Genomic DNA, 20,253 nt, shown 5'->3' on the forward strand with positions numbered 1-20,253 from the left:
TCGGACCCTAAGAAACACTTTTTGCAACTGGAGTGCTTAATGAGCTTTTTCATCTCTCCCGCTTTCGCGGACGCTGCTGCACCTGCTGCTGGCCCAGCCGGTACTGGTTTTGAGTGGATTTTCCTGGTCGGCTTCCTGGTCATCTTCTACCTGATGATCTGGCGCCCGCAGGCCAAGCGCGCCAAAGAGCAGAAAGCCCTGTTGGGTAACCTGCAAAAAGGCGACGAAGTCGTTACCACTGGCGGCATCGCCGGCAAAATCACCAAAGTGACTGACGCTTTTGTTGTGATCGAAGTGTCTGACACTGTCGAGCTGAAAATTCAGAAGGGCGCTGTAGCCGCCACGTTGCCTAAAGGCACGCTGAAAGCGATCTAAAGTTTCAACTTTTAACAATCGACGGGGCGCGCAAGGCGCCCCGCGTTCTAAGCGGGCGGCGTGATTGATGCTGAACAAATACCCTCTGTGGAAATACGTACTGATCCTGGCGGTGCTGGCGATCGGTTTTATTTATTCCGCTCCCAATCTCTACCCGGATGACCCTGCAATTCAGGTGTCGGGCGCGAGCACGGCGCTGCAAGTCACTGATGCTGACCTGGAGCGTGCGAGCAAGGCGCTCAAGGATGCTGGCATTGCGGTGAAAGGCGCGACACTGGCCCAGAACGGCAAGGGCGGCTTGTTGCGCCTGGCGAGCAAAGACGATCAGTTGCCGGCCAAAGACGTGGTGCGCAAGGCGTTGGGTGACGACTATGTCGTTGCACTGAACCTGGCTCAGACCACGCCGCAATGGCTGCGTAATCTGGGTGCTCACCCGATGAAGCTGGGTCTGGACTTGTCCGGCGGTGTGCATTTCCTGTTGGAAGTGGACATGGACAAGGCCGTTGACGCGCGCATGAAAGTGTACGAAAGCGACGTCAAAAGCCTGTTGCGTAAAGACAAGCTGCGCTATCGCAGTCTGCCGCAACTCAATGGCGCCATTCAGTTGGGCTTTGCCGACGAAGCGACCCGTGAGCAAGCGCGTAGCCTGATTCGCAAAAACTTCAACGACTTCGACATTACCGCTGCCGACCTCAATGGTCAGCCGGTGCTGCGTCTGGCGATGACCCCGGCCAAGCTGGCGGAAATCCGTGAATATTCCATCAAGCAAAACCTGACCACTGTCCGTAACCGGGTGAACGAGTTGGGTGTTGCCGAGCCTTTGGTTCAGCGTCAGGGTGCTAACCGCATCGTGGTCGAGCTGCCGGGCGTGCAAGACACCGCCGAAGCCAAGCGTATTTTGGGCAAGACGGCCAACCTTGAGTTCCGCCTGGCGGCAGAGCCGGGCGCTTCCAAAGCCACTTCCGAAACGTTCGAGTTCCGTGAAGGCAATCGTCCTTCCGCGCAAATCGAGCGTGGTTTGATCATCACCGGTGATCAGGTAACGGATGCGCAGGCAGGTTTTGACGAGCATGGTCGTCCACAGGTGAACATCAAGCTTGATGGTCATGGTGGCGAGTTGATGAGTCGTTCCACGCGCAGCAACGTCGGTCGCAGCATGGCGGTGATCTTCATCGAGCAGAAGCCGGTGACGACCTACACCAAGCAAGTGGTCGATGGTGTCGAGAAAGAAGTGCCGGTCCAGGCCTTCAAGGAAGAGAAAAAAATCATCAGTCTGGCGACCATTCAGTCGCCGCTGGGCAGTCAGTTCCGGATTACCGGTCTGAACGGTCAGGGTGAGGCTTCCGAGCTGGCGCTGTTGCTGCGTGCCGGTGGTCTGGCTGCACCGATGTACTTCGCTGAAGAGCGCACCATTGGTCCGAGCCTGGGTGCTGACAACATCACCAAGGGTATTGATGCGTCGCTGTGGGGCATGCTGTTTGTGTCCATCTTTATCATCGCGATCTATCGCTTCTTCGGTGTGATTGCGACGGTGGCACTGGCGGGCAACATGGTACTGCTGCTGGCCTTGATGTCTTTGCTGGGGGCTACGCTGACCCTGCCGGGTATCGCCGGTATCGTATTGACGATGGGTATGGCGGTCGACGCCAACGTGCTGATCTTCTCGCGTATCCGTGAGGAAATTGCCAATGGCATGACGCCACAGCGGGCGATCAATGAAGGCTTCAATCGCGCGTTCACGGCGATTGTCGACTCCAACCTGACAACCCTGTTGGTCGGCGGGATTCTGTTTGCCATGGGTACCGGGCCGGTCAAAGGCTTTGCGGTGACCATGTCCCTCGGGATCTTTACCTCGATGTTCACGGCCATCATGGTGACCCGCGCGTTGGTCAACCTGGTTTACGGCGGTCGGGACTTCAAGAAGTTGTGGATTTAAGGGGCTGCCATGTTACGTACAATCAACTTCATGGGCGTTCGCAACGTTGCGTTCGGCGTCACTTTGCTGCTTACCGTGCTGGCCTTGTTCAGCATGTTCCACAAAGGCATGAACTACGGCCTGGACTTCACTGGCGGTACGCTCATCGAGCTGACCTACGAGAAGCCGGCTGATCTGACCAAAGTGCGCAACGAGCTGGTGACGGCTGGTTTTCACGATGCGGTCGTGCAGAGCTTTGGTGCGACCACTGACTTGCTGGTACGCATGCCGGGCGATGATCCATTGCTGGGCAACAAGGTTGCGGCGGCGCTGGGTCAGGCGGATACCGACAACCCGGCCGTGATCAAGCGCGTCGAGTTCGTGGGTCCGCAAGTGGGTGAAGAGCTGCGCGACCAGGGTGGTCTGGGCATGCTCATGGCCTTGGGCGGCATCATGTTGTACCTCGCGTTCCGCTTTCAGTGGAAGTTCGCGGTCGGTGCCATTGTTTCGCTGGTGCATGACGTGATCGTGACCATGGGCGTGTTGTCGTGGTTCCAGATCACGTTTGACCTGACGGTGCTGGCGGCGGTGCTGGCGATCATTGGTTACTCGCTCAACGACACCATTGTTGTGTTTGACCGGGTGCGGGAGAACTTCCGTGTGCTGCGCAAGGCGAGCCTGATCGAGAACATCAACATCTCGACCACGCAGACCCTGCTGCGGACCATGGCGACGTCGATCTCCACGTTGCAGGCCATTGCGGCGCTGCTGATCTTTGGTGGCGATAATCTCTGGGGTTTCTCGATTGCCCTGTTTGTCGGTGTGTTGGCGGGTACTTACTCGTCGATCTACATCGCCAACGTAGTGCTGATCTGGCTGAATCTCAATGCTGAGGATCTGATTCCGCCCGCGGCGAGTGAAAAGGAAATCGACGACCGTCCATGACTGTTCGTTGATGGCCAATGGTCACTAAAAAGGCGCGAGTATTGAACTCGCGCCTTTTTTTATGCTCCAAGGCTGGGATTAGCGCGGGATTGTTCCTGCGTAGAAAGGCCTGGAGGTTCACGTGAATAAATCTTTGCTGGTAGGTGCTGTTTTGGGTGCTGTCGGTGTCACTGCCGGTGGTGCTGTTGCTACTTACAGCTTGGTTAAAGCCCCTGAGTCTGCGCAGGTGCTGGCTGTTCAGCCGGTCAAGCAACAGATTAAAACCCCTCGCGAGGTGTGTAAGGACGTAACCGTAACGCGTCGTGCGGCGGTTAAGGATGAGCATCAAATTGTTGGCAGCGTCATTGGTGCTGTGGCGGGTGGTTTGTTGGGTAATCAGGTGGGTGGCGGTAACGGCAAGAAGATTGCGACCGTTGCGGGTGCCGTAGGCGGTGGCTATGCCGGTAACAAGGTTCAGGAAGGCATGCAGAACCGCGATACGTACACCACGACTCAAACCCGCTGCAATACCGTCAACGACATCAGTGACAAGGTGGTGGGTTACGACGTGCGTTACGTGCTGGACGGTAAGGAAGGCAAGGTTCGGATGGATCACGAGCCGGGCAGCGAAATTGCCGTCGACAAGCAGGGCAAGCTCATACTCAATTGATATCGCTCTAGAGGCAGTAGAGTCAGTTCGGCCTCTCGCCGTTTATCGGCGCGCGCAGCGATCAAGGTGTATTGAAGTGACCAAAAAAAAGCACCCCGAGGGGGTGCTTTTTTGGTTTGCGCGGTTCGCTTAGCGTTTCAGTGAGGCCGGCAAGTGAGGCTGGATTGCAGTCAGTACGGCTTTGAAGCACTTGGTGTTGCCGGCAACGATGTGACCCTTTTCAAGGAAATCGTGGCTACCAGTGAAGTCGCTGACAAGGCCGCCTGCTTCTTGAATCAGCAGGGCGCCCGCAGCCATGTCCCATTCGGACAGGCCGGACTCCCAGAATGCATCGAAGCGGCCTGCTGCGACGTAAGCCAGGTCCAGGCTCGCAGCGCCGGCGCGACGAATGCCTGCAGTTTGGCCTACCAGGCTGCGGAACATGCCCAGGTAGTTATCCAGGTTATCCATTTGGTTGTCGCGGAACGGGAAGCCGGTACCCAGCAGGGCGCCTTCCAGGCTGGTGCGGCCGCTGACACGCAGGCGGCGACCATTCAGTTGAGCGCCGCGACCACGGCTGGCGGTGAATTCTTCCTGGCGAACCGGATCAAGAACGACGGCGTGCTCAAGGCGGCCGCGGTATTTGCAGGCGATGCTGACAGCGAAGTGCGGAACGCCGCGCAGGAAGTTGGTGGTGCCATCGAGCGGGTCGATGATCCACAGGTAGTCAGCACCTTCGCCGCTGCCCGCATGCAGGCCGGTTTCTTCACCGAGAATGCCGTGGGTCGGATAAGCCTTGCGCAAGGCGTCGATGATTTTCTGTTCGGCAGCACGATCGACTTCAGAGACGTAATCCTTGGCGTCTTTTTCGTCAACCTTGATGGTATCCAGGCGCTCGATGGAGCGGAAAATCAATTCACTGGCGCTGCGGGCGGCGCGCAGCGCGATATTCAGCATGGGCTGCATGGACGTTTCACCTAGGTCGTTAAAGAAAGCCGAACATTCTAGCAGAAAAGTTTGGCATATGAAGGTTTGCGTTAGCTTTCGTGGCATAAGGTGATGGGCTTAGGTAAGATTTGCACCCTCTTAACAGTCTGTGAGCGCTTCCATTGCTGTCAAATATTCGTGTCGTTCTGGTCAATACCAGTCATCCCGGCAATATCGGCGGTGCTGCGCGTGCCATGAAAAACATGGGCTTGTCGCGATTGGTTCTGGTAGAGCCAAGACTGTTTCCTCATCACGAGGCGGATGCGCGTGCTTCGGGCGCCGGTGACATCCTCGAACGTGCTCAAGTGGTTGCGACCCTTGAAGAGGCGCTGGTGGGTTGCAACCTGGTCCTGGGCACCAGTGCGCGCGATCGCCGGATTCCCTGGCCGCTGCTGGATCCGCGCGAATGCGGGCAAAAGGTCGTGGATGAGGCGGCTCAAGGCGCCGAGATAGCCTTGGTTTTCGGTCGCGAAGATTCCGGTCTGACCAATGAAGAGTTGCAGCGCTGTCATTATCATGTGCACATTCCGTCGGACCCTGAGTTCAGCTCGCTGAATCTGGGAGCCGCTGTGCAAGTGCTGAGCTACGAAATTCGCATGTCGTGGCTGGCTGCGCAGGGGCAGCCGAGCAAGGTCGAGAAGGATGAAGTTGCCTCCACCAAAAGTGGAGAGTTGGCGACGATGGATGAGCTCGAGCGTTTCTACGAGCACCTGGAGCAGACCTTGGTGGCGATCGAGTTTCTCGATCCTGAAAAACCGCGTCACCTGATGGCGCGCCTGCGTCGTTTGTATGGTCGTAGCTCGGTAAGTCGTGCCGAGATGAATATATTGCGTGGCATTCTGACCGAAACCCAAAAAGCAGCCCGTGGCGAGCTGCTCAAGCGCAAGGATTGAAGATGTTCGAGCGTCTGCGTGAAGATATCCAGAGTGTGTTTCATCGCGATCCTGCTGCGCGCAATGCGTTTGAAGTGTTGACCTGTTACCCGGGCATGCACGCCATCTGGCTTCATCGATTGTCGGGGTGGTTGTGGCATGCAGGCTGGAAGTGGATGGCGCGGCTGGTCTCTAACTTCGGACGCTGGATGACGGGCATTGAAATTCATCCGGGTGCCAAGGTGGGTCGTCGTTTCTTCATTGATCACGGGATGGGGATTGTGATCGGCGAGACCGCAGAGATCGGTGATGACGTCACCCTTTATCAGGGTGTAACCCTGGGTGGCACCAGTTGGAACAAAGGCAAGCGCCATCCTACGCTGGAGAACGGTGTCGTCGTCGGTGCGGGCGCCAAGGTGCTGGGCCCATTTACGGTGGGTGCAGGCGCCAAGGTGGGCTCGAATGCGGTCGTCACAAAGGCAGTGCCTGCGGGTGCAACGGTTGTTGGGATTCCGGGGCGAATTATCATCAAGGCCGAGGGGGACGTTGAAGCCAGGCGTAAGGCGATGGCAGAGAAAATCGGCTTCGATGCTTACGGTGTCAGCGAGGACATGCCCGATCCTGTGGCGCGGGCTATTGCGCAATTGCTGGATCATTTGCAAGCCGTCGATGGCAAGCTGGACGGTATGTGCGGGGCCCTGAAGGAGCTGGGCAGTACCTACTGCGCCAAGGACTTGCCCGCATTGCGCGAGGAAGATTTCGCCTGTGTTCAGGGCAAGGATGAAGTCAAGCCCGGTTAGGCCGAAAGTGGTTCTAGGCGGTTGTGAAGGGTTGCGGCGCCACCTGCTTGCATCATTGGCCTGACGCTTTCTTGAGGCTTGCGGCAACGAGCGCGCTGTAAAACGCAGCATCGCTCGTGTGCCATTACGTCGCATAGCCTGCTACAATGCGCGCGCTGTTTTGCGGGTAATCCCGACTAAAGTACTAGGTCTAATAGTTGACTTAAATACTCGGGAATAGCATACTCGCCCCCATTCCGAATTCCGTGGTACCTGTCCATGAGACTGACTACAAAAGGCCGTTACGCCGTAACTGCAATGCTCGATTTGGCGTTGCACGCACAGCACGGGCCGGTGTCCCTGGCCGATATTTCCGAACGCCAGGGCATTTCCCTTTCCTACCTTGAGCAACTCTTCGCCAAGTTGCGCCGCAGCAGTCTGGTTTCCAGTGTGCGTGGCCCAGGCGGTGGCTATCAGCTATCGCGCGATATGCAAGGTATTCAGGTTGCCCAGGTGATCGATGCAGTCAACGAGTCTGTCGATGCGACACGTTGCCAGGGTCTGGGCGATTGCCATGCTGGCGATACCTGCCTGACACACCACTTGTGGTGCGACCTGAGCCTGCAAATCCACGAGTTTCTCAGCGGTATCAGCTTGGCTGATCTTGTTACTCGCCGTGAGGTACAAGAAGTAGCCCAGCGTCAGGATCAGCGCCGCTGTAATGGCAAAGCGCCGCACCTGGATAAGATCGAAGCGTCCGCCGTCGAGTGATTGCATAAAAACGACGGTGCGCCAGCCAGCCTGATTTAGGAGATAGTCCATGAAATTGCCGATTTACCTTGATTACTCAGCCACCACCCCGGTTGATCCGCGTGTTGCTCAAAAAATGAGCGACTGCCTGCTGGTTGACGGGAACTTCGGTAACCCGGCTTCGCGCTCCCACGTTTTTGGCTGGAAGGCCGAAGAAGCGGTCGAGAACGCACGTCGCCAGGTCGCAGATCTGGTTAACGCCGATCCGCGTGAAATCGTCTGGACCTCCGGTGCGACCGAAGCCAACAACCTTGCCATCAAGGGCGCTGCGCACTTCTATGCGTCCAAAGGCAAGCACCTGATTACCGACAAAATTGAACACAAAGCCGTACTCGACACCATGCGTCAGCTGGAGCGTGAAGGTTTTGAAGTGACCTACATCGAGCCGGGTGAAGACGGTCTGGTCACGCCTGCCATGGTTGAAGCGGCCCTGCGTGAAGACACCATCCTGGTTTCGGTCATGCACGTGAACAACGAGATCGGCACCATCAACGACATCGCTGCCATTGGTGAGCTGACTCGCTCGCGCGGTGTGTTGTTCCACGTTGATGCCGCTCAGTCCACGGGCAAGGTAGAAATCGACCTGTCCAAGCTCAAAGTCGACCTGATGTCCTTCTCGGCTCATAAAACCTATGGCCCTAAAGGCATCGGCGCCCTGTACGTCAGCCGTAAGCCTCGCGTGCGTATCGAAGCCACCATGCACGGCGGCGGTCACGAGCGCGGTATGCGTTCCGGCACGCTGGCGACCCACCAGATCGTGGGCATGGGTGAAGCGTTCCAGATTGCTAAAGAAGAAATGGCTGCTGAAAACGTGCGTATCAAGGCGTTGAGCGATCGTTTCTTCAAGCAGGTTGAACACCTCGAAGAGTTGTACGTGAACGGCAGCATGACTGCGCGCGTGCCGCACAACCTGAACCTGAGCTTCAACTATGTTGAAGGCGAGTCGCTGATCATGGCGCTCAAGGATCTGGCCGTGTCTTCCGGTTCGGCCTGTACCTCGGCTTCCCTTGAGCCGTCTTACGTGTTGCGTGCGCTGGGTCGTAACGATGAATTGGCCCACAGCTCGATTCGCTTCACGTTCGGGCGTTTCACCACGGAAGAAGAAATCGATTACGCCGCGCAGAAAGTGTGCGAGGCGGTGACCAAGTTGCGCGCACTGTCGCCACTGTGGGACATGTACAAAGACGGTGTCGACATCTCGAAAATCGAGTGGGCGGCGCACTGATATTTCAAGTCGCCGCAGACAGCCGCTGTAAATGCAGCGAATAGCAGCGTTTACAGTGGCTCAAGAGCGACTCTCTGATGAGTGAGGATTAGTACCATGGCTTACAGCGAAAAGGTCATTGACCACTACGAGAACCCACGCAACGTCGGCAAGATGAACGCGGAAGACCCGGATGTCGGTACCGGCATGGTCGGCGCGCCTGCTTGCGGCGACGTGATGCGCTTGCAGATCAAGGTTAACGAGCAGGGCATCATCGAAGACGCCAAGTTCAAGACCTACGGTTGCGGATCGGCCATTGCTTCCAGTTCCCTGGCGACCGAGTGGATGAAAGGCAAGACTCTGGACGAAGCAGAGACCATCAAGAACACTCAGCTGGCTGAAGAGTTGGCGCTGCCGCCCGTCAAGATTCACTGCTCTGTACTCGCCGAAGACGCCATCAAGGCTGCCGTTCGCGACTACAAGCAGAAGAAAGGTTTGATCTGATCCATTGCGCCCCAATATGGCGCACATGTGGTGAAGAAACTGGCAACAGGTAAGGAGTCACGATGGCTATCAGCATGACAGAAGCGGCGGCCCGACATATTCGCCGTTCCCTTGACGGGCGCGGCAAGGGTGAGGGGATTCGTCTGGGTGTTCGCACTACCGGCTGCTCCGGCCTCGCCTATGTGCTGGAGTTTGTCGACGAAGTGGGCGAAGACGATCAGGTGTTTGAAACCCATGGCGAAAAAGTGATCATTGATCCCAAAAGCCTGACCTACCTTGACGGCACCGAGCTGGATTTCGTCAAGGAAGGCCTTAACGAAGGCTTCAAGTTCAATAACCCCAACGTGCGTGGCGAATGTGGCTGCGGCGAGAGCTTCAACATTTGAGGCCAGTCGTGGGTACTCCTTGTCATTTTGCTTTGTTTGAACTGCAACCGAGCTTCAGCCTGGACCTCGATCAGTTGGCTACGCGCTACCGTGAGTTGGCGCGCGGTGTTCACCCGGATCGCTATGCTGATGCTTCCGAGCGGGAGCAGCGCATGGCGCTGGAGCAGTCCGCCAGCCTTAACGAGGCCTATCAGACACTCAAAAGCCCATCCAGGCGCGCGCGTTATTTGCTCGAACTCAAGGGTAATGACGTGCCTCTGGAAGCAACGGTGCACGATCCTGAGTTTTTGATGCAGCAGATGCAGTGGCGCGAAGAACTTGAAGACTTGCACGACACCGCCGACATGGCAGGTATTGCAGCTTTCAAGCGTCGACTCAAAGACGCTCAGCAAGCCTTGAACGACAGCTTCGCTGCTTGTTGGGATGATGTTGCGCAGCGTGAACAGGCCGAACGCCTGATGCGGCGCATGCAGTTCCTCGACAAGCTCACTTACGAAGTGCGCCAGCTAGAAGAGCGCCTCGACGATTAACTCCGTGCTTTTCCGATTGCACGCCTGATTACAGATAAGTCCTGATAACGATGGCCCTACTGCAGATCGCCGAACCCGGCCAAAGTCCTCAACCGCACCAGCGACGTCTGGCTGTGGGGATCGACTTGGGCACCACCAATTCGCTGGTTGCTGCCTTGCGCAGTGGCCTTTCCGAGCCTCTGGCTGACGCAAGCGGCAATGTCATTTTGCCCTCAGCCGTGCGTTATCACCCTGACCGCGTAGAGGTGGGTGAATCAGCGCGCCTGGCGGCTTCAGCCGATCCGTTCAATACGGTGTTGTCGGTCAAGCGCCTGATGGGGCGTGGTCTGTCCGACGTCAAGCAACTGGGCGAGCAACTGCCTTACCGCTTTGTGGGCGGTGAGTCGCACATGCCGTTCATCGATACGGTTCAAGGGCCCAAAAGCCCGGTCGAAGTTTCGGCTGAAATCCTCAAGGTATTGCGCGAGCGTGCCGAGAAAACACTGGGTGGTGAATTGGTCGGTGCCGTGATTACGGTCCCCGCTTATTTTGACGACGCTCAGCGTCAGGCGACCAAAGATGCGGCCAAGCTGGCTGGTCTTAATGTGTTGCGTTTGCTCAATGAACCGACGGCTGCTGCGGTGGCTTACGGTCTTGACCAGTCTGCTGAAGGTGTTGTCGCTATCTACGATCTGGGCGGCGGCACGTTTGATATTTCAATCCTGCGCCTGACCGGCGGTGTATTCGAAGTATTGGCGACCGGCGGCGACAGCGCGCTGGGTGGTGACGATTTCGACCATGCCATTGCTAATTGGATAGTCGAGCAGGCAGGGTTGTCGGCTGATCTGGACCCTGGCACTCAGCGTCAACTGCTGCAAAGCGCCTGCGCGGCCAAGGAAGCGCTGACGGATGCGTCGAGCGTGACGGTTACGTTTGGCCAGTGGTCTGCCGAGCTGACCCGCGAAAGGCTCGATGCGCTGATCGAGCCAATGGTCGCCCGCAGCCTCAAAGCCTGTCGCCGAGCCGTGCGCGACGCCAATATCGAAGTCGAAGATGTGCAGGCCGTGGTCATGGTGGGTGGATCGACGCGCGTCCCTCGGGTGCGCGAGGCAGTCGCCGACATGTTTGGCCGTCAGCCGTTGACTGACATCGACCCGGATCAAGTGGTTGCCATTGGGGCAGCGATCCAGGCCGATACGCTCGCGGGCAACAAGCGTGAGGGGGGGGAGTTGCTCCTGCTTGACGTGATCCCGTTGTCGCTCGGTCTTGAGACCATGGGTGGCCTGATGGAGAAAGTCATTCCTCGCAACACCACGATTCCCGTCGCGCGAGCTCAGGATTTCACCACTTACAAAGATGGCCAGACGGCCATGATGATCCACGTACTGCAGGGTGAGCGCGAGCTGATCAGCGACTGCCGTTCGTTGGCGCGTTTCGAGTTGCGTGGCATACCGCCGATGGTCGCAGGTGCCGCGAAAATCCGCGTGACTTTCCAGGTGGATGCCGACGGTTTGCTCAGCGTGTCAGCCCGTGAAACGGGATCGGGCGTTGAAGCCAGTATTCAGGTCAAGCCGTCCTACGGCCTGACGGATGGTGAAATCGCCAAAATGCTCAAAGATTCGTTCCAGTACGCAGGTGACGACAAAGTGGCTCGCGTGTTGCGTGAGCAGCAAGTCGATGCGCAGCGCCTGATCGAAGCCGTGCAAGCCGCGCTGGAGGTGGACGGTGACCGTCTGCTTGATGCTGAAGAGCGCAAGGTGATCGAGCTGCACATGCAGCAATTGTCCGAATTGTTAAAAGGCACCGATGGTTACGCCATTGAGCAGCAGACCAAGCGTCTGTCGCACGTGACCGATGCCTTTGCTGCCCGCCGTATGGATCTGACTGTCAAGGCGGCTCTGGCCGGGCGCAACCTGAATGAAATCGAGGAATAACTGATGCCGCAGATCATTTTTCTGCCACACGCCGAGCATTGCCCGGACGGTATGGTTGTTGAGGCCGAGACCGGTAAGTCGATCCTCGAAGTGGCGCATGACAACCACATCGAAATCGAAAGCGCCTGCGGTGGCGTCTGCGCCTGCACCACTTGCCACTGCATCATTCGCGAAGGGTTTGATTCGCTGGAAGAAGCTGACGAGCTCGAAGAAGACTACCTTGATCGCGCGTGGGGCCTGGAGGCACACTCGCGTCTGAGCTGTCAGGCCAAGGTCGGGACCGAAGACCTGACGGTCGAAATCCCGAAGTATTCGCTTAATCATGCTGCCGAAGCGCCGCACTGATTCGATCGCTGCCGGGGTGCGCTGACTGATTCGGGTCATTCCCTCTTTTCAGCCGCGCCAAGGTTCTGAGCGGTATAAGACTCTGCTTTTAAAGGAAGTGTCATGAGCCTTAAATGGGTTGATGTACAGGAAATCGCGATTCAGCTGGCTGAGGCTCATCCGGATGTTGATCCGCTGACGGTGAATTTCGTCAAGCTGCGCAATCTGGTGATGGCGCTGCCAGAGTTCGATGACGTCCCTGATCGCGGAGGGGAAAAGGTCCTCGAAGCCATTCAGGGGTTGTGGATCGAAGAGGCTGACTAAGCCTGCAACGCACGTAATTATGCAATACCCCTGAACCCGCGTATAATTCGCGGGTTTAATTTTTCGCTTCAATCACTGTTTCTGGAGTTACACCATGGCTGTTCAACGTACTTTCTCCATCATCAAGCCTGACGCCGTTGCTAAAAACGTTATCGGCAAGATCGTTACTCGTTTCGAAGACGCTGGCCTGCGCGTTGTTGCTTCGAAAATGAAGCAACTGTCCAAAGCCGAAGCTGAAGGTTTCTACGCTGAGCACAGCGAACGTGGTTTCTTCGGTGACCTGGTTGCCTTCATGACTTCCGGTCCGGTTGTTGTTCAGGTTCTGGAAGGCGAAAACGCTATCGCTCGTAACCGTGAGCTGATGGGCGCTACCAACCCTAAAGAAGCAGCTGCTGGCACCATCCGTGCTGACTTCGCTGAATCCATCGACGCTAACGCTGTTCACGGTTCCGACTCCGAAGCAGCCGCTGCTCGCGAAATCGCTTACTTTTTCGCAGCTACTGAAGTAACCACTCGATAAGCATCGGCTTGTGAGTGAGGGTGAAGACATGATTGCAACGACTGGCAAAACTAACCTGTTGGGTCTGACTCAACCGGAAATGGAGAAATTCTTCGACTCAATCGGGGAGAAGCGTTTCCGTGCCGGTCAGGTCATGAAGTGGATTCACCACTTTGGCGTCGATGATTTCGACGCCATGACGAACGTCAGCAAGGCCTTGCGCGATAAGCTCAAGGCCATTGCCGAGGTTCGCGGTCCTGAAGTCGTCAGCGAGGACATATCCACCGACGGTACCCGTAAATGGGTCGTTCGCGTGGCGTCCGGCAGCTGCGTCGAGACCGTTTATATTCCCCAGGGCAAACGTGGCACCTTGTGCGTTTCGTCCCAGGCGGGCTGTGCCCTGGATTGCAGTTTCTGCTCCACCGGCAAGCAAGGTTTCAATAGCAACCTCACGGCCGCTGAAGTCATCGGCCAGGTGTGGATTGCCAACAAATCCTTTGGCAGCGTTCCGGCAACCATCGACCGCGCCATCACCAACGTGGTGATGATGGGCATGGGCGAGCCGCTGCTCAACTTCGACAACGTTATCGCTGCCATGCACCTGATGATGGACGACCTGGGCTATGGCATCTCCAAGCGCCGGGTAACCCTGTCCACGTCTGGCGTGGTGCCGATGATCGATGAGCTGGCCAAGCACATCGATGTATCGCTGGCGTTGTCGCTGCACGCACCCAATGACGCACTGCGCAGTCAATTGGTGCCAATCAACAAAAAGTACCCGCTCAAAATGTTGCTGGAATCCTGCCGTCGTTATATGGCGACCCTGGGTGAGAAGCGCGTTCTGACCGTTGAGTACACCTTGCTCAAAGACGTGAACGACCATGTCGATCACGCGCGTGAAATGATCGAACTGCTCAAAGACACGCCCTGCAAGATCAACCTGATCCCGTTCAACCCGTTTCCTCACTCCGGTTATGAGCGCCCTAGCAACAACGCTATTCGCCGTTTCCAGGAGCTGCTGCAAAACGCGGGCTACAACGTGACCGTGCGCACCACGCGTGGTGAAGACATCGACGCGGCGTGCGGGCAGTTGGTGGGGCAGGTCAATGACCGGACGCGCCGCAGCGAGCGCCACATTGCTTCGATTGAAGCCGATCTGGCGCAAAACGCCGCCGCCCGGCCTTAAGAGAGGAACGCTATGACCCTGCGCGCGGCGCTTTGTGTGGTGTTGGTCAGCGTAATGGCTGGCTGCGTTTCATCGGGTGGATCAAACCCGTTGAGCACCAACAAGGGCCGTGATGCAGCGCGTCAGGCGTATGTGCAACTGGGGCTCGGCTATTTGCAGCAAGGTTTGGCCGAGCAGGCGAAGATCCCGCTGGGTAAGGCACTCGAACTCGACAAGCGTGACCCGGACACCCTCGCCGCACTGGCTTTGCTGTATCAGTCCGAAATGGAGCACGAGCTTGCAGAGAACAGTTACCGTCAATCGCTGAGCGCTCGTGCCCAAGACGCGCGTACGCTCAATAACTACGGCAGTTTCCTGTTCGAGCAGCAACGCTATCAAGAGGCCTTTGCGCAGTTTCAGAAAGCCTCGACCGATAATCTTTACCCCGAACGCTCCCGTGTTTACGAAAATTTGGGTATAACGGCGCTCAAGCTTGGGCAACCCGTAGTGGCGCGCCAGCATCTGGTGAAAGCGCTGCGTCTGAATCCGAAGCAGCCGCGAGCCTTGCTGGAGATGGCCGAGCTGTCGTATCAGGACAGGCAATATGTGCCAGCCCGTGACTATTACGATCGTTTTAGCCTGCTTAGTGGGCAAAATGCACGTAGTCTATTGCTCGGCGCGCGGTTGGCGACTGTCTTCGATGACCGTGCCACACCTGCCACGTTTGGCCAGCAACTAAAACGACTTTATCCCGGCACGCCGGAATATCAGCAATACCTGTCGGAGCAATGATGAAAGCGGCGCAACCCGAAGTTCCAGCAGTGACACGAGTCAATCCCGGCGAGACCTTGCGTCAGGCCCGGGAGAACAATGGATGGACATTGGCCGAAGTTGCCTTGAAGCTCAATCTCACGGTCAGCTCCCTGAGTAATCTTGAGGCGGGCGCGTTCGACAAATTGCCGGGTCATACATTTGCCCGTGGCTACATCCGCGCTTATGCCAAATTGCTGGGCATGGACCAGGCTGCGCTGGTGCATGAGTTTGATGTCTACACAGGAACGGATTCGACCGGCAGCAGCGTTCACAGCCTTGGCCGAATCGAAGAGCCCGTGCGTGTGTCGCATACCATCTTGCGTATTGTCAGCCTGTTACTGCTGCTGGCAGTGATCGGCGGCGGCTTTCTCTGGTGGCAGGACCAGACGTCCATGCGCGCCAAAGACCTTGTTGGCCTCACGCCTGAGCACGTTGAAGTGGAAGGCGCGGACGGCACAACCCAGATCCATCCGCTGGACGAACCGGAAGATCAGGCCGTCGCTGAAGCCAAAACCGAAGGCGATGCGGCTGTCCCGGCCGAACCCGCAGACGACCAGACGGGCGCGACTGCGTTAGCACTGCCTGGCGTACCCGAAGCGCCCGTTGCTGTTGCGCCCGCGCCTGCAACCCCTGCGCCGGCGGCTCAAGCAGCGCCAATGCCAACACCGGTGACGCCGGTGGCGCCTGCCTCCGTGGCCGCTCCCGCTGCACCTGTCACTGAAGCGGCACCTGCGGTGGCAGGTGCTGGCAAGGTGGGCGTGCAGTACACCGCCGATTGCTGGACTCAGGTCACCGATGCGAATGGCAAAGTGCTGTTTGGCGGTCTGAAGCGCAAGGGCGACAATCTTGAAGTGAGCGGTAAGCCTCCACTCAGCTTGCGTCTGGGCTATGCCCGGGGTGCGCAAGTGACCTACAACGGTCAGGCAGTGGATGTGGCTCCTTTCACCAGTGGCGAGACTGCTCGCCTGAAGCTAGGTCAATAAGTCATGCACGGCGAATCACCCATCAAACGTCGCGAATCGCGCAAAATCTGGGTTGGCTCTGTACCGGTAGGTGGCGATGCCCCTATCGCGGTTCAGAGCATGACCAACAGTGACACCAATGATGTTGCAGCGACCGTTGCTCAGATCAATCGCCTTGAAGCCGCAGGCGTCGATATCGTGCGGGTTTCCGTCCCGGACATGGATGCTGCCGAAGCGTTTGGCCGCATCAAGCAACTGGTCAAGGTGCCATTGGTCGCCGATATTCACTTTGACTACCGCATTGCATTGCGTGTGGCCGAGTTGGGTGTCGATTGCCTGCGTATCAACCCCGGCAACATCGGTCGCGAAGACCGTGTACGTGCCGTTGTGGATGCAGCACGTGATCGGGGTATCCCGATTCGTATCGGCGTGAATGCCGGTTCCCTCGAAAAAGATTTGCAAAAGAAATACGGCGAGCCGACGCCTGCCGCGCTGGTCGAGTCGGCACTGCGTCACGTAGAGCACCTTGAACGCCTGAATTTTCAGGACTTCAAAGTCAGCGTCAAAGCGTCCGATGTGTTCATGGCCGTTGAGGCCTATCGCTTGCTGGCCAAGGAAATCGTTCAGCCTTTGCACTTGGGAATCACCGAGGCAGGCGGGTTGCGTTCCGGCACAGTGAAATCTGCCGTGGGGCTGGGTATGCTGCTCGCCGAGGGCATTGGCGATACCATTCGTATCTCGCTGGCCGCCGACCCGGTAGAAGAAGTGAAAGTCGGCTACGACATTCTCAAATCCCTGCGTTTGCGTTCCCGTGGCATTAACTTCATCGCGTGCCCAAGCTGTTCGCGCCAGAACTTCGACGTGGTAAAAACCATGAACGAGCTGGAAGGGCGCCTGGATGATCTGTTGGTCCCCTTGGATGTTGCTGTGATCGGCTGTGTGGTCAACGGCCCCGGCGAAGCCAAGGAGGCCCATGTGGGCCTGACCGGCGGTACGCCAAACCTGATTTACATCGACGGCAAGCCGTCGCAGAAATTAACGAATGAAAATCTGGTGGACCAGCTTGAAAAACTGATCCGCCAGAAAGCGGCCGAAAAGGTCGAAGCCGACGCAGCTGTTATTGCGCGCGGCTAATCAAACGAATTAAGGATTTTCTGTGAGCAAGTCACTGCAAGCCATTCGTGGCATGAACGACATCCTGCCCGAGCAGACGCCCCTGTGGCGTTTCTTTGAGGGCAAGGTCGCGCGTCTGCTGGATAACTACGGTTACAAGCAAATTCGCATGCCGATCGTCGAGTTCACCGAGCTGTTCAAGCGTTCGATCGGTGAAGTGACCGACATTGTCGAAAAAGAGATGTACACCTTCGAAGACCGCAACGGCGATTCGCTGACCCTGCGTCCCGAAGGCACTGCGGCCTGTGTGCGTGCTGTGCTTGAGCACGGCATCACCGGCGGCGGTCAGGTGCAAAAACTGTGGTACGTCGGCCCGATGTTTCGCCACGAGCGTCCTCAAAAAGGCCGTTATCGCCAGTTCCACCAGGTGGGCGTCGAGGTGTTCAACCTTGACGGTCCGGACATCGATGCCGAGTTGATCGTGCTGACCTGGCGCCTGTGGGGCGAGCTGGGGATTCGTGACGCGGTCAAACTGGAACTCAATAGCCTGGGCACCAGCGAGGCCCGTGCCCGCTACCGTGCCGCGCTGGTTGAATACCTGACTTCGCGCCTGAGCGAACTGGACGAAGACAGCCAGCGCCGTCTCAAGTCCAACCCGCTGCGTGTTCTCGACACCAAGAACGCTGACACACAGGCCGTTCTGGTTGACGCACCGAAGCTGGTGGACTACCTCGACGAAGAGTCCCGCGTGCACTTCGAGGGCCTCAAGGCGCGTCTCGACGCGGCCGGCATTCCTTACGTCATCAACCCGAAACTGGTTCGCGGGCTTGATTACTACAGCAAGACCGTATTCGAGTGGGTCACCGACAAACTCGGGGCCCAGGGCACTGTCTGTGCCGGCGGGCGTTATGACGGTCTGGTTGAGCAAATGGGCGGCAAACCGACCTCCGGCGTGGGCTTCGCCATGGGCATCGAGCGTCTGATCCTGATGCTGGAAACCCTTGAGCAAATCCCTGAAGAAATCTCGCGCCAGGTCGATGTGTACCTGTGCGCCTTCGGTGAAGCTGCTGAACTGGCCGCACTGGCCTTGAGCGAACGTGTTCGCGATCAGTTGCCGAACCTGCGCCTGCAAGTCAATGCCGGTGCGGGCAGCTTCAAAAGCCAGTTCAAGAAGGCCGACAAGAGCGGCGCGCTGTATGCGCTGATCCTGGGCGACGACGAATTGGCCCGGCAAGTGGTAGGCGTCAAACCCCTGCGTGGCCAGGGTGAACAACAAACTATTGCCTGGGATGCTCTTTCAGAGCACTTGGCCACCTGCGTCGTGCAGGGTTGAAGCTGTAAAAACAGCCGATTTATCGAATAAGGAGTGTTGGGGTGTCGAGTAACGATGATGATCAGCTGGGCGAGTTGAAAGACTGGTGGCAGCGCAACGGCAAACCCCTGGTCACTGGCGGCTTGCTGGCGCTGGTGGTGGTGTTCGGCTGGCAGGCTTGGCACAAATATCAGAGCAATCAGTCGCAGGGTGCGTCGATTCTCTACCAACAACTGCTTGAAACCACATTGACGCCGAGCGGCCAGCCTGATGCCGCGCAAGTCGCTGATCTGGCCAACAAGCTGAAGAACGAATACAGCGGTAGCGCCTACGCGCAATTTGGCGGTCTGTTTGTTGCCAAGGTGGCGGTTGACAGCGGCAAGCTGGATGACGCGGCCAATGAGCTGAAAATCATCGTCGACAAGCCTGCCAATGCCACGTTGGGCGAAGTCGCGCGTCAGCGTCTGGCTCAGGTTCTGGCTGCACAGAACAAGGTTGATGAAGCCTTGAAGCTGCTTGAAGGTGATTCGGACAAAGCATTCCTGGCCAGCCGTGAAGAGCTCAAGGGTGACCTGCTGGTTCAGCAGGGTCGCACTGATGACGCACGTGCAGCCTACGAAAAAGCCAAGGCGGCGCTCTCGGATGAGGCGGCAGTCGGCGGCTTACAAATCAAGCTCGACGACCTGGCCAAAGGGGATGCGTAACGTGATTCGTTGGAAACATGCAGCATTGCTGGCTCTGGCCATTTTGGCCGCGGGTTGCAGCAGCAACAGCAAAAAAGAACTGCCACCGGCCGCGCTGACGGACTTCAAAGAAGAAGTCGTTTTGCAAAAGCAGTGGAGCCGCTCGATTGGCGACGGCCAGGGCAAAACCTACAACATGCTGGTGCCAGCCGTTGAAGGTAATACCCTGTACGCGGCCGATGTGACCGGTGTCGTGATGGCGCTGGACCGCATGAACGGCGACGTCAAATGGAAAAAGGACCTTGAACTGCCTGTTTCCGGCGCTGTTGGCGCGGGTTATGGTCTGGTACTGCTGGGTACCTTGCAAGGTGAAGTGGTTGCGCTTGACGCCAGTTCTGGCGAAGAAAAGTGGCGCTCCCGAGTGACCAGCGAAGTCCTGGCTCCGCCTGCCACCAACGGTGACGTGGTGGTGGTTCAAACCCAGGACGACCGCCTGATCGGCCTGGATGCCTCGACCGGCGACCAGCGCTGGACCTACGACAGCACGCCGGGTGTTCTGACCCTGCGGGGTACGGGGGCTCCTGTAGTCACCAACCATTTGGCGGTGGCAGGTCTTTCCACCGGTAAAGTGGTGGCGCTGGACACTCGCAATGGCGTGCCCGTTTGGGAGCAGCGTGTTGCCATCCCACAAGGCCGTTCCGAACTGGAGCGCATTGTTGACATCGACGGTGGCCTGCTGCTGTCCGGTGGCACGCTGTACGTTGCCAGTTACCAGGGCCGCATGGCGGCACTGGAACTGGAAAGCGGCCGTGTGCTGTGGCAGCGTGATGCTTCCAGCTACGCCGGTGTCGCACAAGGTTTTGGCAGCGTCTACGTCAGCCTGGCGTCCGGCACTGTTGAAGGCGTCGACGAGCGTTCGACCACCGCCCTGTGGAGCAACGATTCCCTGGCCCGCCGTCAGCTGTCGGCACCGGAAGTCTTCTCCAGCTATGTAGCGGTCGGCGACATGGAAGGCTATCTGCACCTGTTGAGCCAGGTTGATGGTCGTTTCGTAGGCCGTACCCGCATTGACAGCGATGGCCTGCGGGCACGCCCGCTGGTGGTCGGTGACATGATTTACGTGTTTGGTAACAGCGGCAAACTGGAAGCCCTGACCATTCGCTAAGGCGTCTATGCTTGAGGCTCTAGGGCCTCGGGCAGCCTTGCTCTG

Annotated in this window: 23 protein-coding genes; 22 read left to right on the top strand and 1 reads right to left on the bottom strand. The window is 57.7% G+C overall.

The window, feature by feature from the left end:
- Positions 1–39: 39 nt before the first annotated feature.
- The 4 genes from yajC (at position 40) to TU74_RS00570 (ending at position 3,884) form a co-directional block, all read left to right on the top strand.
- Positions 40–375 carry a preprotein translocase subunit YajC gene (yajC, locus tag TU74_RS00555; RefSeq protein WP_047273832.1) on the top strand — a complete coding sequence of 112 codons (336 nt, stop codon included), beginning with the start codon at positions 40–42 and terminating at the stop codon, positions 373–375.
- A 67-nt stretch (positions 376–442) separates the two neighbouring features.
- The gene (gene secD / locus TU74_RS00560; RefSeq protein ID WP_047273833.1) at positions 443–2,311 is read left to right on the top strand and encodes a protein translocase subunit SecD; all 1,869 of its coding nucleotides are present in this window, start codon (positions 443–445) and stop codon (positions 2,309–2,311) included.
- Positions 2,312–2,320: 9 nt separating this feature from the next.
- Complete coding sequence (gene secF, locus TU74_RS00565; protein WP_048374525.1) at positions 2,321–3,235, top strand: protein translocase subunit SecF; 915 nt, start codon at positions 2,321–2,323, stop codon at positions 3,233–3,235.
- A gap of 121 nt (positions 3,236–3,356) precedes the next feature.
- Positions 3,357–3,884 (top strand): glycine zipper 2TM domain-containing protein, encoded by a 528-nt coding sequence (locus tag TU74_RS00570; RefSeq protein WP_047273835.1) that lies wholly within the window; start codon positions 3,357–3,359, stop codon positions 3,882–3,884.
- Between the two features lie 129 nt (positions 3,885–4,013).
- Here the strand turns inward: TU74_RS00570 and suhB are convergent, their stop codons facing one another.
- Entirely contained in the window at positions 4,014–4,829 is an 816-nt protein-coding gene (gene suhB / locus TU74_RS00575) for a type III secretion system regulator SuhB (RefSeq protein WP_047273836.1), read from the bottom strand.
- Positions 4,830–4,972: 143 nt separating this feature from the next.
- Here suhB and trmJ point away from each other — a divergent pair, with 143 nt between their 5' ends.
- The 18 genes from trmJ (at position 4,973) to bamB (ending at position 20,208) form a co-directional block, all read left to right on the top strand.
- Entirely contained in the window at positions 4,973–5,743 is a 771-nt protein-coding gene (gene trmJ, locus TU74_RS00580; RefSeq protein WP_048374527.1) for a tRNA (cytosine(32)/uridine(32)-2'-O)-methyltransferase TrmJ, read from the top strand.
- 2 nt (positions 5,744–5,745) lie between these two features.
- Positions 5,746–6,522, top strand: coding sequence for a serine O-acetyltransferase (gene cysE, locus TU74_RS00585; protein WP_048374529.1), 777 nt, complete (start codon positions 5,746–5,748; stop codon positions 6,520–6,522).
- 258 nt (positions 6,523–6,780) lie between these two features.
- Positions 6,781–7,272 (top strand): Fe-S cluster assembly transcriptional regulator IscR, encoded by a 492-nt coding sequence (gene iscR, locus TU74_RS00590; protein WP_047273839.1) that lies wholly within the window; start codon positions 6,781–6,783, stop codon positions 7,270–7,272.
- Between the two features lie 49 nt (positions 7,273–7,321).
- Positions 7,322–8,536 carry an IscS subfamily cysteine desulfurase gene (locus TU74_RS00595; RefSeq protein WP_047273840.1) on the top strand — a complete coding sequence of 405 codons (1,215 nt, stop codon included), beginning with the start codon at positions 7,322–7,324 and terminating at the stop codon, positions 8,534–8,536.
- 96 nt (positions 8,537–8,632) lie between these two features.
- The gene (iscU, locus tag TU74_RS00600; RefSeq protein WP_007929523.1) at positions 8,633–9,019 is read left to right on the top strand and encodes a Fe-S cluster assembly scaffold IscU; all 387 of its coding nucleotides are present in this window, start codon (positions 8,633–8,635) and stop codon (positions 9,017–9,019) included.
- A 62-nt stretch (positions 9,020–9,081) separates the two neighbouring features.
- Entirely contained in the window at positions 9,082–9,405 is a 324-nt protein-coding gene (gene iscA / locus TU74_RS00605) for an iron-sulfur cluster assembly protein IscA (protein ID WP_047273844.1), read from the top strand.
- 8 nt (positions 9,406–9,413) lie between these two features.
- Positions 9,414–9,935: a co-chaperone HscB gene (gene hscB / locus TU74_RS00610; RefSeq protein ID WP_047295442.1), complete on the top strand. Its 522-nt coding sequence runs from the start codon at positions 9,414–9,416 to the stop codon at positions 9,933–9,935.
- Between the two features lie 50 nt (positions 9,936–9,985).
- Positions 9,986–11,848: a Fe-S protein assembly chaperone HscA gene (gene hscA, locus TU74_RS00615; protein WP_047295440.1), complete on the top strand. Its 1,863-nt coding sequence runs from the start codon at positions 9,986–9,988 to the stop codon at positions 11,846–11,848.
- A gap of 3 nt (positions 11,849–11,851) precedes the next feature.
- Positions 11,852–12,193, top strand: coding sequence for an ISC system 2Fe-2S type ferredoxin (gene fdx, locus TU74_RS00620; RefSeq protein ID WP_047273851.1), 342 nt, complete (start codon positions 11,852–11,854; stop codon positions 12,191–12,193).
- Between the two features lie 102 nt (positions 12,194–12,295).
- A complete protein-coding gene (gene iscX, locus TU74_RS00625) occupies positions 12,296–12,496 on the top strand; it encodes a Fe-S cluster assembly protein IscX (protein ID WP_048374532.1) in 201 nt (66 codons plus the stop codon).
- Between the two features lie 94 nt (positions 12,497–12,590).
- Positions 12,591–13,016, top strand: a complete 426-nt coding sequence (ndk, locus tag TU74_RS00630; RefSeq protein ID WP_047273854.1) for a nucleoside-diphosphate kinase — start codon at positions 12,591–12,593, stop codon at positions 13,014–13,016.
- A gap of 28 nt (positions 13,017–13,044) precedes the next feature.
- Complete coding sequence (gene rlmN, locus TU74_RS00635) at positions 13,045–14,181, top strand: dual-specificity RNA methyltransferase RlmN (RefSeq protein ID WP_047273855.1); 1,137 nt, start codon at positions 13,045–13,047, stop codon at positions 14,179–14,181.
- 12 nt (positions 14,182–14,193) lie between these two features.
- On the top strand, positions 14,194–14,952 hold the full coding sequence (gene pilW, locus TU74_RS00640; protein WP_048374534.1) for a type IV pilus biogenesis/stability protein PilW: 759 nt from the start codon (positions 14,194–14,196) through the stop codon (positions 14,950–14,952).
- Positions 14,952–15,956, top strand: a complete 1,005-nt coding sequence (locus TU74_RS00645) for a RodZ domain-containing protein (RefSeq protein WP_048374536.1) — start codon at positions 14,952–14,954, stop codon at positions 15,954–15,956. Before pilW ends, TU74_RS00645 begins: the two co-directional genes overlap by 1 nt.
- Positions 15,957–15,959: 3 nt before the next feature.
- Entirely contained in the window at positions 15,960–17,069 is a 1,110-nt protein-coding gene (ispG, locus tag TU74_RS00650; protein WP_047273860.1) for a flavodoxin-dependent (E)-4-hydroxy-3-methylbut-2-enyl-diphosphate synthase, read from the top strand.
- A gap of 22 nt (positions 17,070–17,091) precedes the next feature.
- Entirely contained in the window at positions 17,092–18,381 is a 1,290-nt protein-coding gene (gene hisS / locus TU74_RS00655; RefSeq protein ID WP_047273862.1) for a histidine--tRNA ligase, read from the top strand.
- Positions 18,382–18,422: 41 nt separating this feature from the next.
- Positions 18,423–19,064, top strand: a complete 642-nt coding sequence (locus TU74_RS00660) for a tetratricopeptide repeat protein (RefSeq protein ID WP_047273864.1) — start codon at positions 18,423–18,425, stop codon at positions 19,062–19,064.
- Positions 19,057–20,208: an outer membrane protein assembly factor BamB gene (gene bamB, locus TU74_RS00665; RefSeq protein ID WP_047273865.1), complete on the top strand. Its 1,152-nt coding sequence runs from the start codon at positions 19,057–19,059 to the stop codon at positions 20,206–20,208. Before TU74_RS00660 ends, bamB begins: the two co-directional genes overlap by 8 nt.
- The last annotated feature ends 45 nt before the right edge of the window (positions 20,209–20,253 follow it).

This window comes from Pseudomonas lundensis, from assembly GCF_001042985.1.
Lineage (GTDB): Bacteria > Pseudomonadota > Gammaproteobacteria > Pseudomonadales > Pseudomonadaceae > Aquipseudomonas > Aquipseudomonas lundensis.

What these genes read in the sequence shown, in the direction of transcription:
- ndk (WP_047273854.1), top strand. Translation starts at nt 12,591, where the DNA reads ATGGCTGTTCAACGTACTTTCTCCATCATCAAGCCTGACGCCGTTGCT.
- fdx (WP_047273851.1), top strand. Translation starts at nt 11,852, where the DNA reads ATGCCGCAGATCATTTTTCTGCCACACGCCGAGCATTGCCCGGACGGT.
- iscX (WP_048374532.1), top strand. Translation starts at nt 12,296, where the DNA reads ATGAGCCTTAAATGGGTTGATGTACAGGAAATCGCGATTCAGCTGGCT.
- iscU (WP_007929523.1), top strand. Translation starts at nt 8,633, where the DNA reads ATGGCTTACAGCGAAAAGGTCATTGACCACTACGAGAACCCACGCAAC.
- rlmN (WP_047273855.1), top strand. Translation starts at nt 13,045, where the DNA reads ATGATTGCAACGACTGGCAAAACTAACCTGTTGGGTCTGACTCAACCG.
- iscA (WP_047273844.1), top strand. Translation starts at nt 9,082, where the DNA reads ATGGCTATCAGCATGACAGAAGCGGCGGCCCGACATATTCGCCGTTCC.
- bamB (WP_047273865.1), top strand. Translation starts at nt 19,057, where the DNA reads ATGCGTAACGTGATTCGTTGGAAACATGCAGCATTGCTGGCTCTGGCC.
- hscA (WP_047295440.1), top strand. Translation starts at nt 9,986, where the DNA reads ATGGCCCTACTGCAGATCGCCGAACCCGGCCAAAGTCCTCAACCGCAC.
- ispG (WP_047273860.1), top strand. Translation starts at nt 15,960, where the DNA reads ATGCACGGCGAATCACCCATCAAACGTCGCGAATCGCGCAAAATCTGG.
- yajC (WP_047273832.1), top strand. Translation starts at nt 40, where the DNA reads ATGAGCTTTTTCATCTCTCCCGCTTTCGCGGACGCTGCTGCACCTGCT.
- secD (WP_047273833.1), top strand. Translation starts at nt 443, where the DNA reads ATGCTGAACAAATACCCTCTGTGGAAATACGTACTGATCCTGGCGGTG.
- secF (WP_048374525.1), top strand. Translation starts at nt 2,321, where the DNA reads ATGTTACGTACAATCAACTTCATGGGCGTTCGCAACGTTGCGTTCGGC.
- suhB (WP_047273836.1), bottom strand. Translation starts at nt 4,829, where the DNA reads ATGCAGCCCATGCTGAATATCGCGCTGCGCGCCGCCCGCAGCGCCAGT.
- cysE (WP_048374529.1), top strand. Translation starts at nt 5,746, where the DNA reads ATGTTCGAGCGTCTGCGTGAAGATATCCAGAGTGTGTTTCATCGCGAT.
- TU74_RS00645 (WP_048374536.1), top strand. Translation starts at nt 14,952, where the DNA reads ATGAAAGCGGCGCAACCCGAAGTTCCAGCAGTGACACGAGTCAATCCC.
- pilW (WP_048374534.1), top strand. Translation starts at nt 14,194, where the DNA reads ATGACCCTGCGCGCGGCGCTTTGTGTGGTGTTGGTCAGCGTAATGGCT.
- TU74_RS00595 (WP_047273840.1), top strand. Translation starts at nt 7,322, where the DNA reads ATGAAATTGCCGATTTACCTTGATTACTCAGCCACCACCCCGGTTGAT.
- iscR (WP_047273839.1), top strand. Translation starts at nt 6,781, where the DNA reads ATGAGACTGACTACAAAAGGCCGTTACGCCGTAACTGCAATGCTCGAT.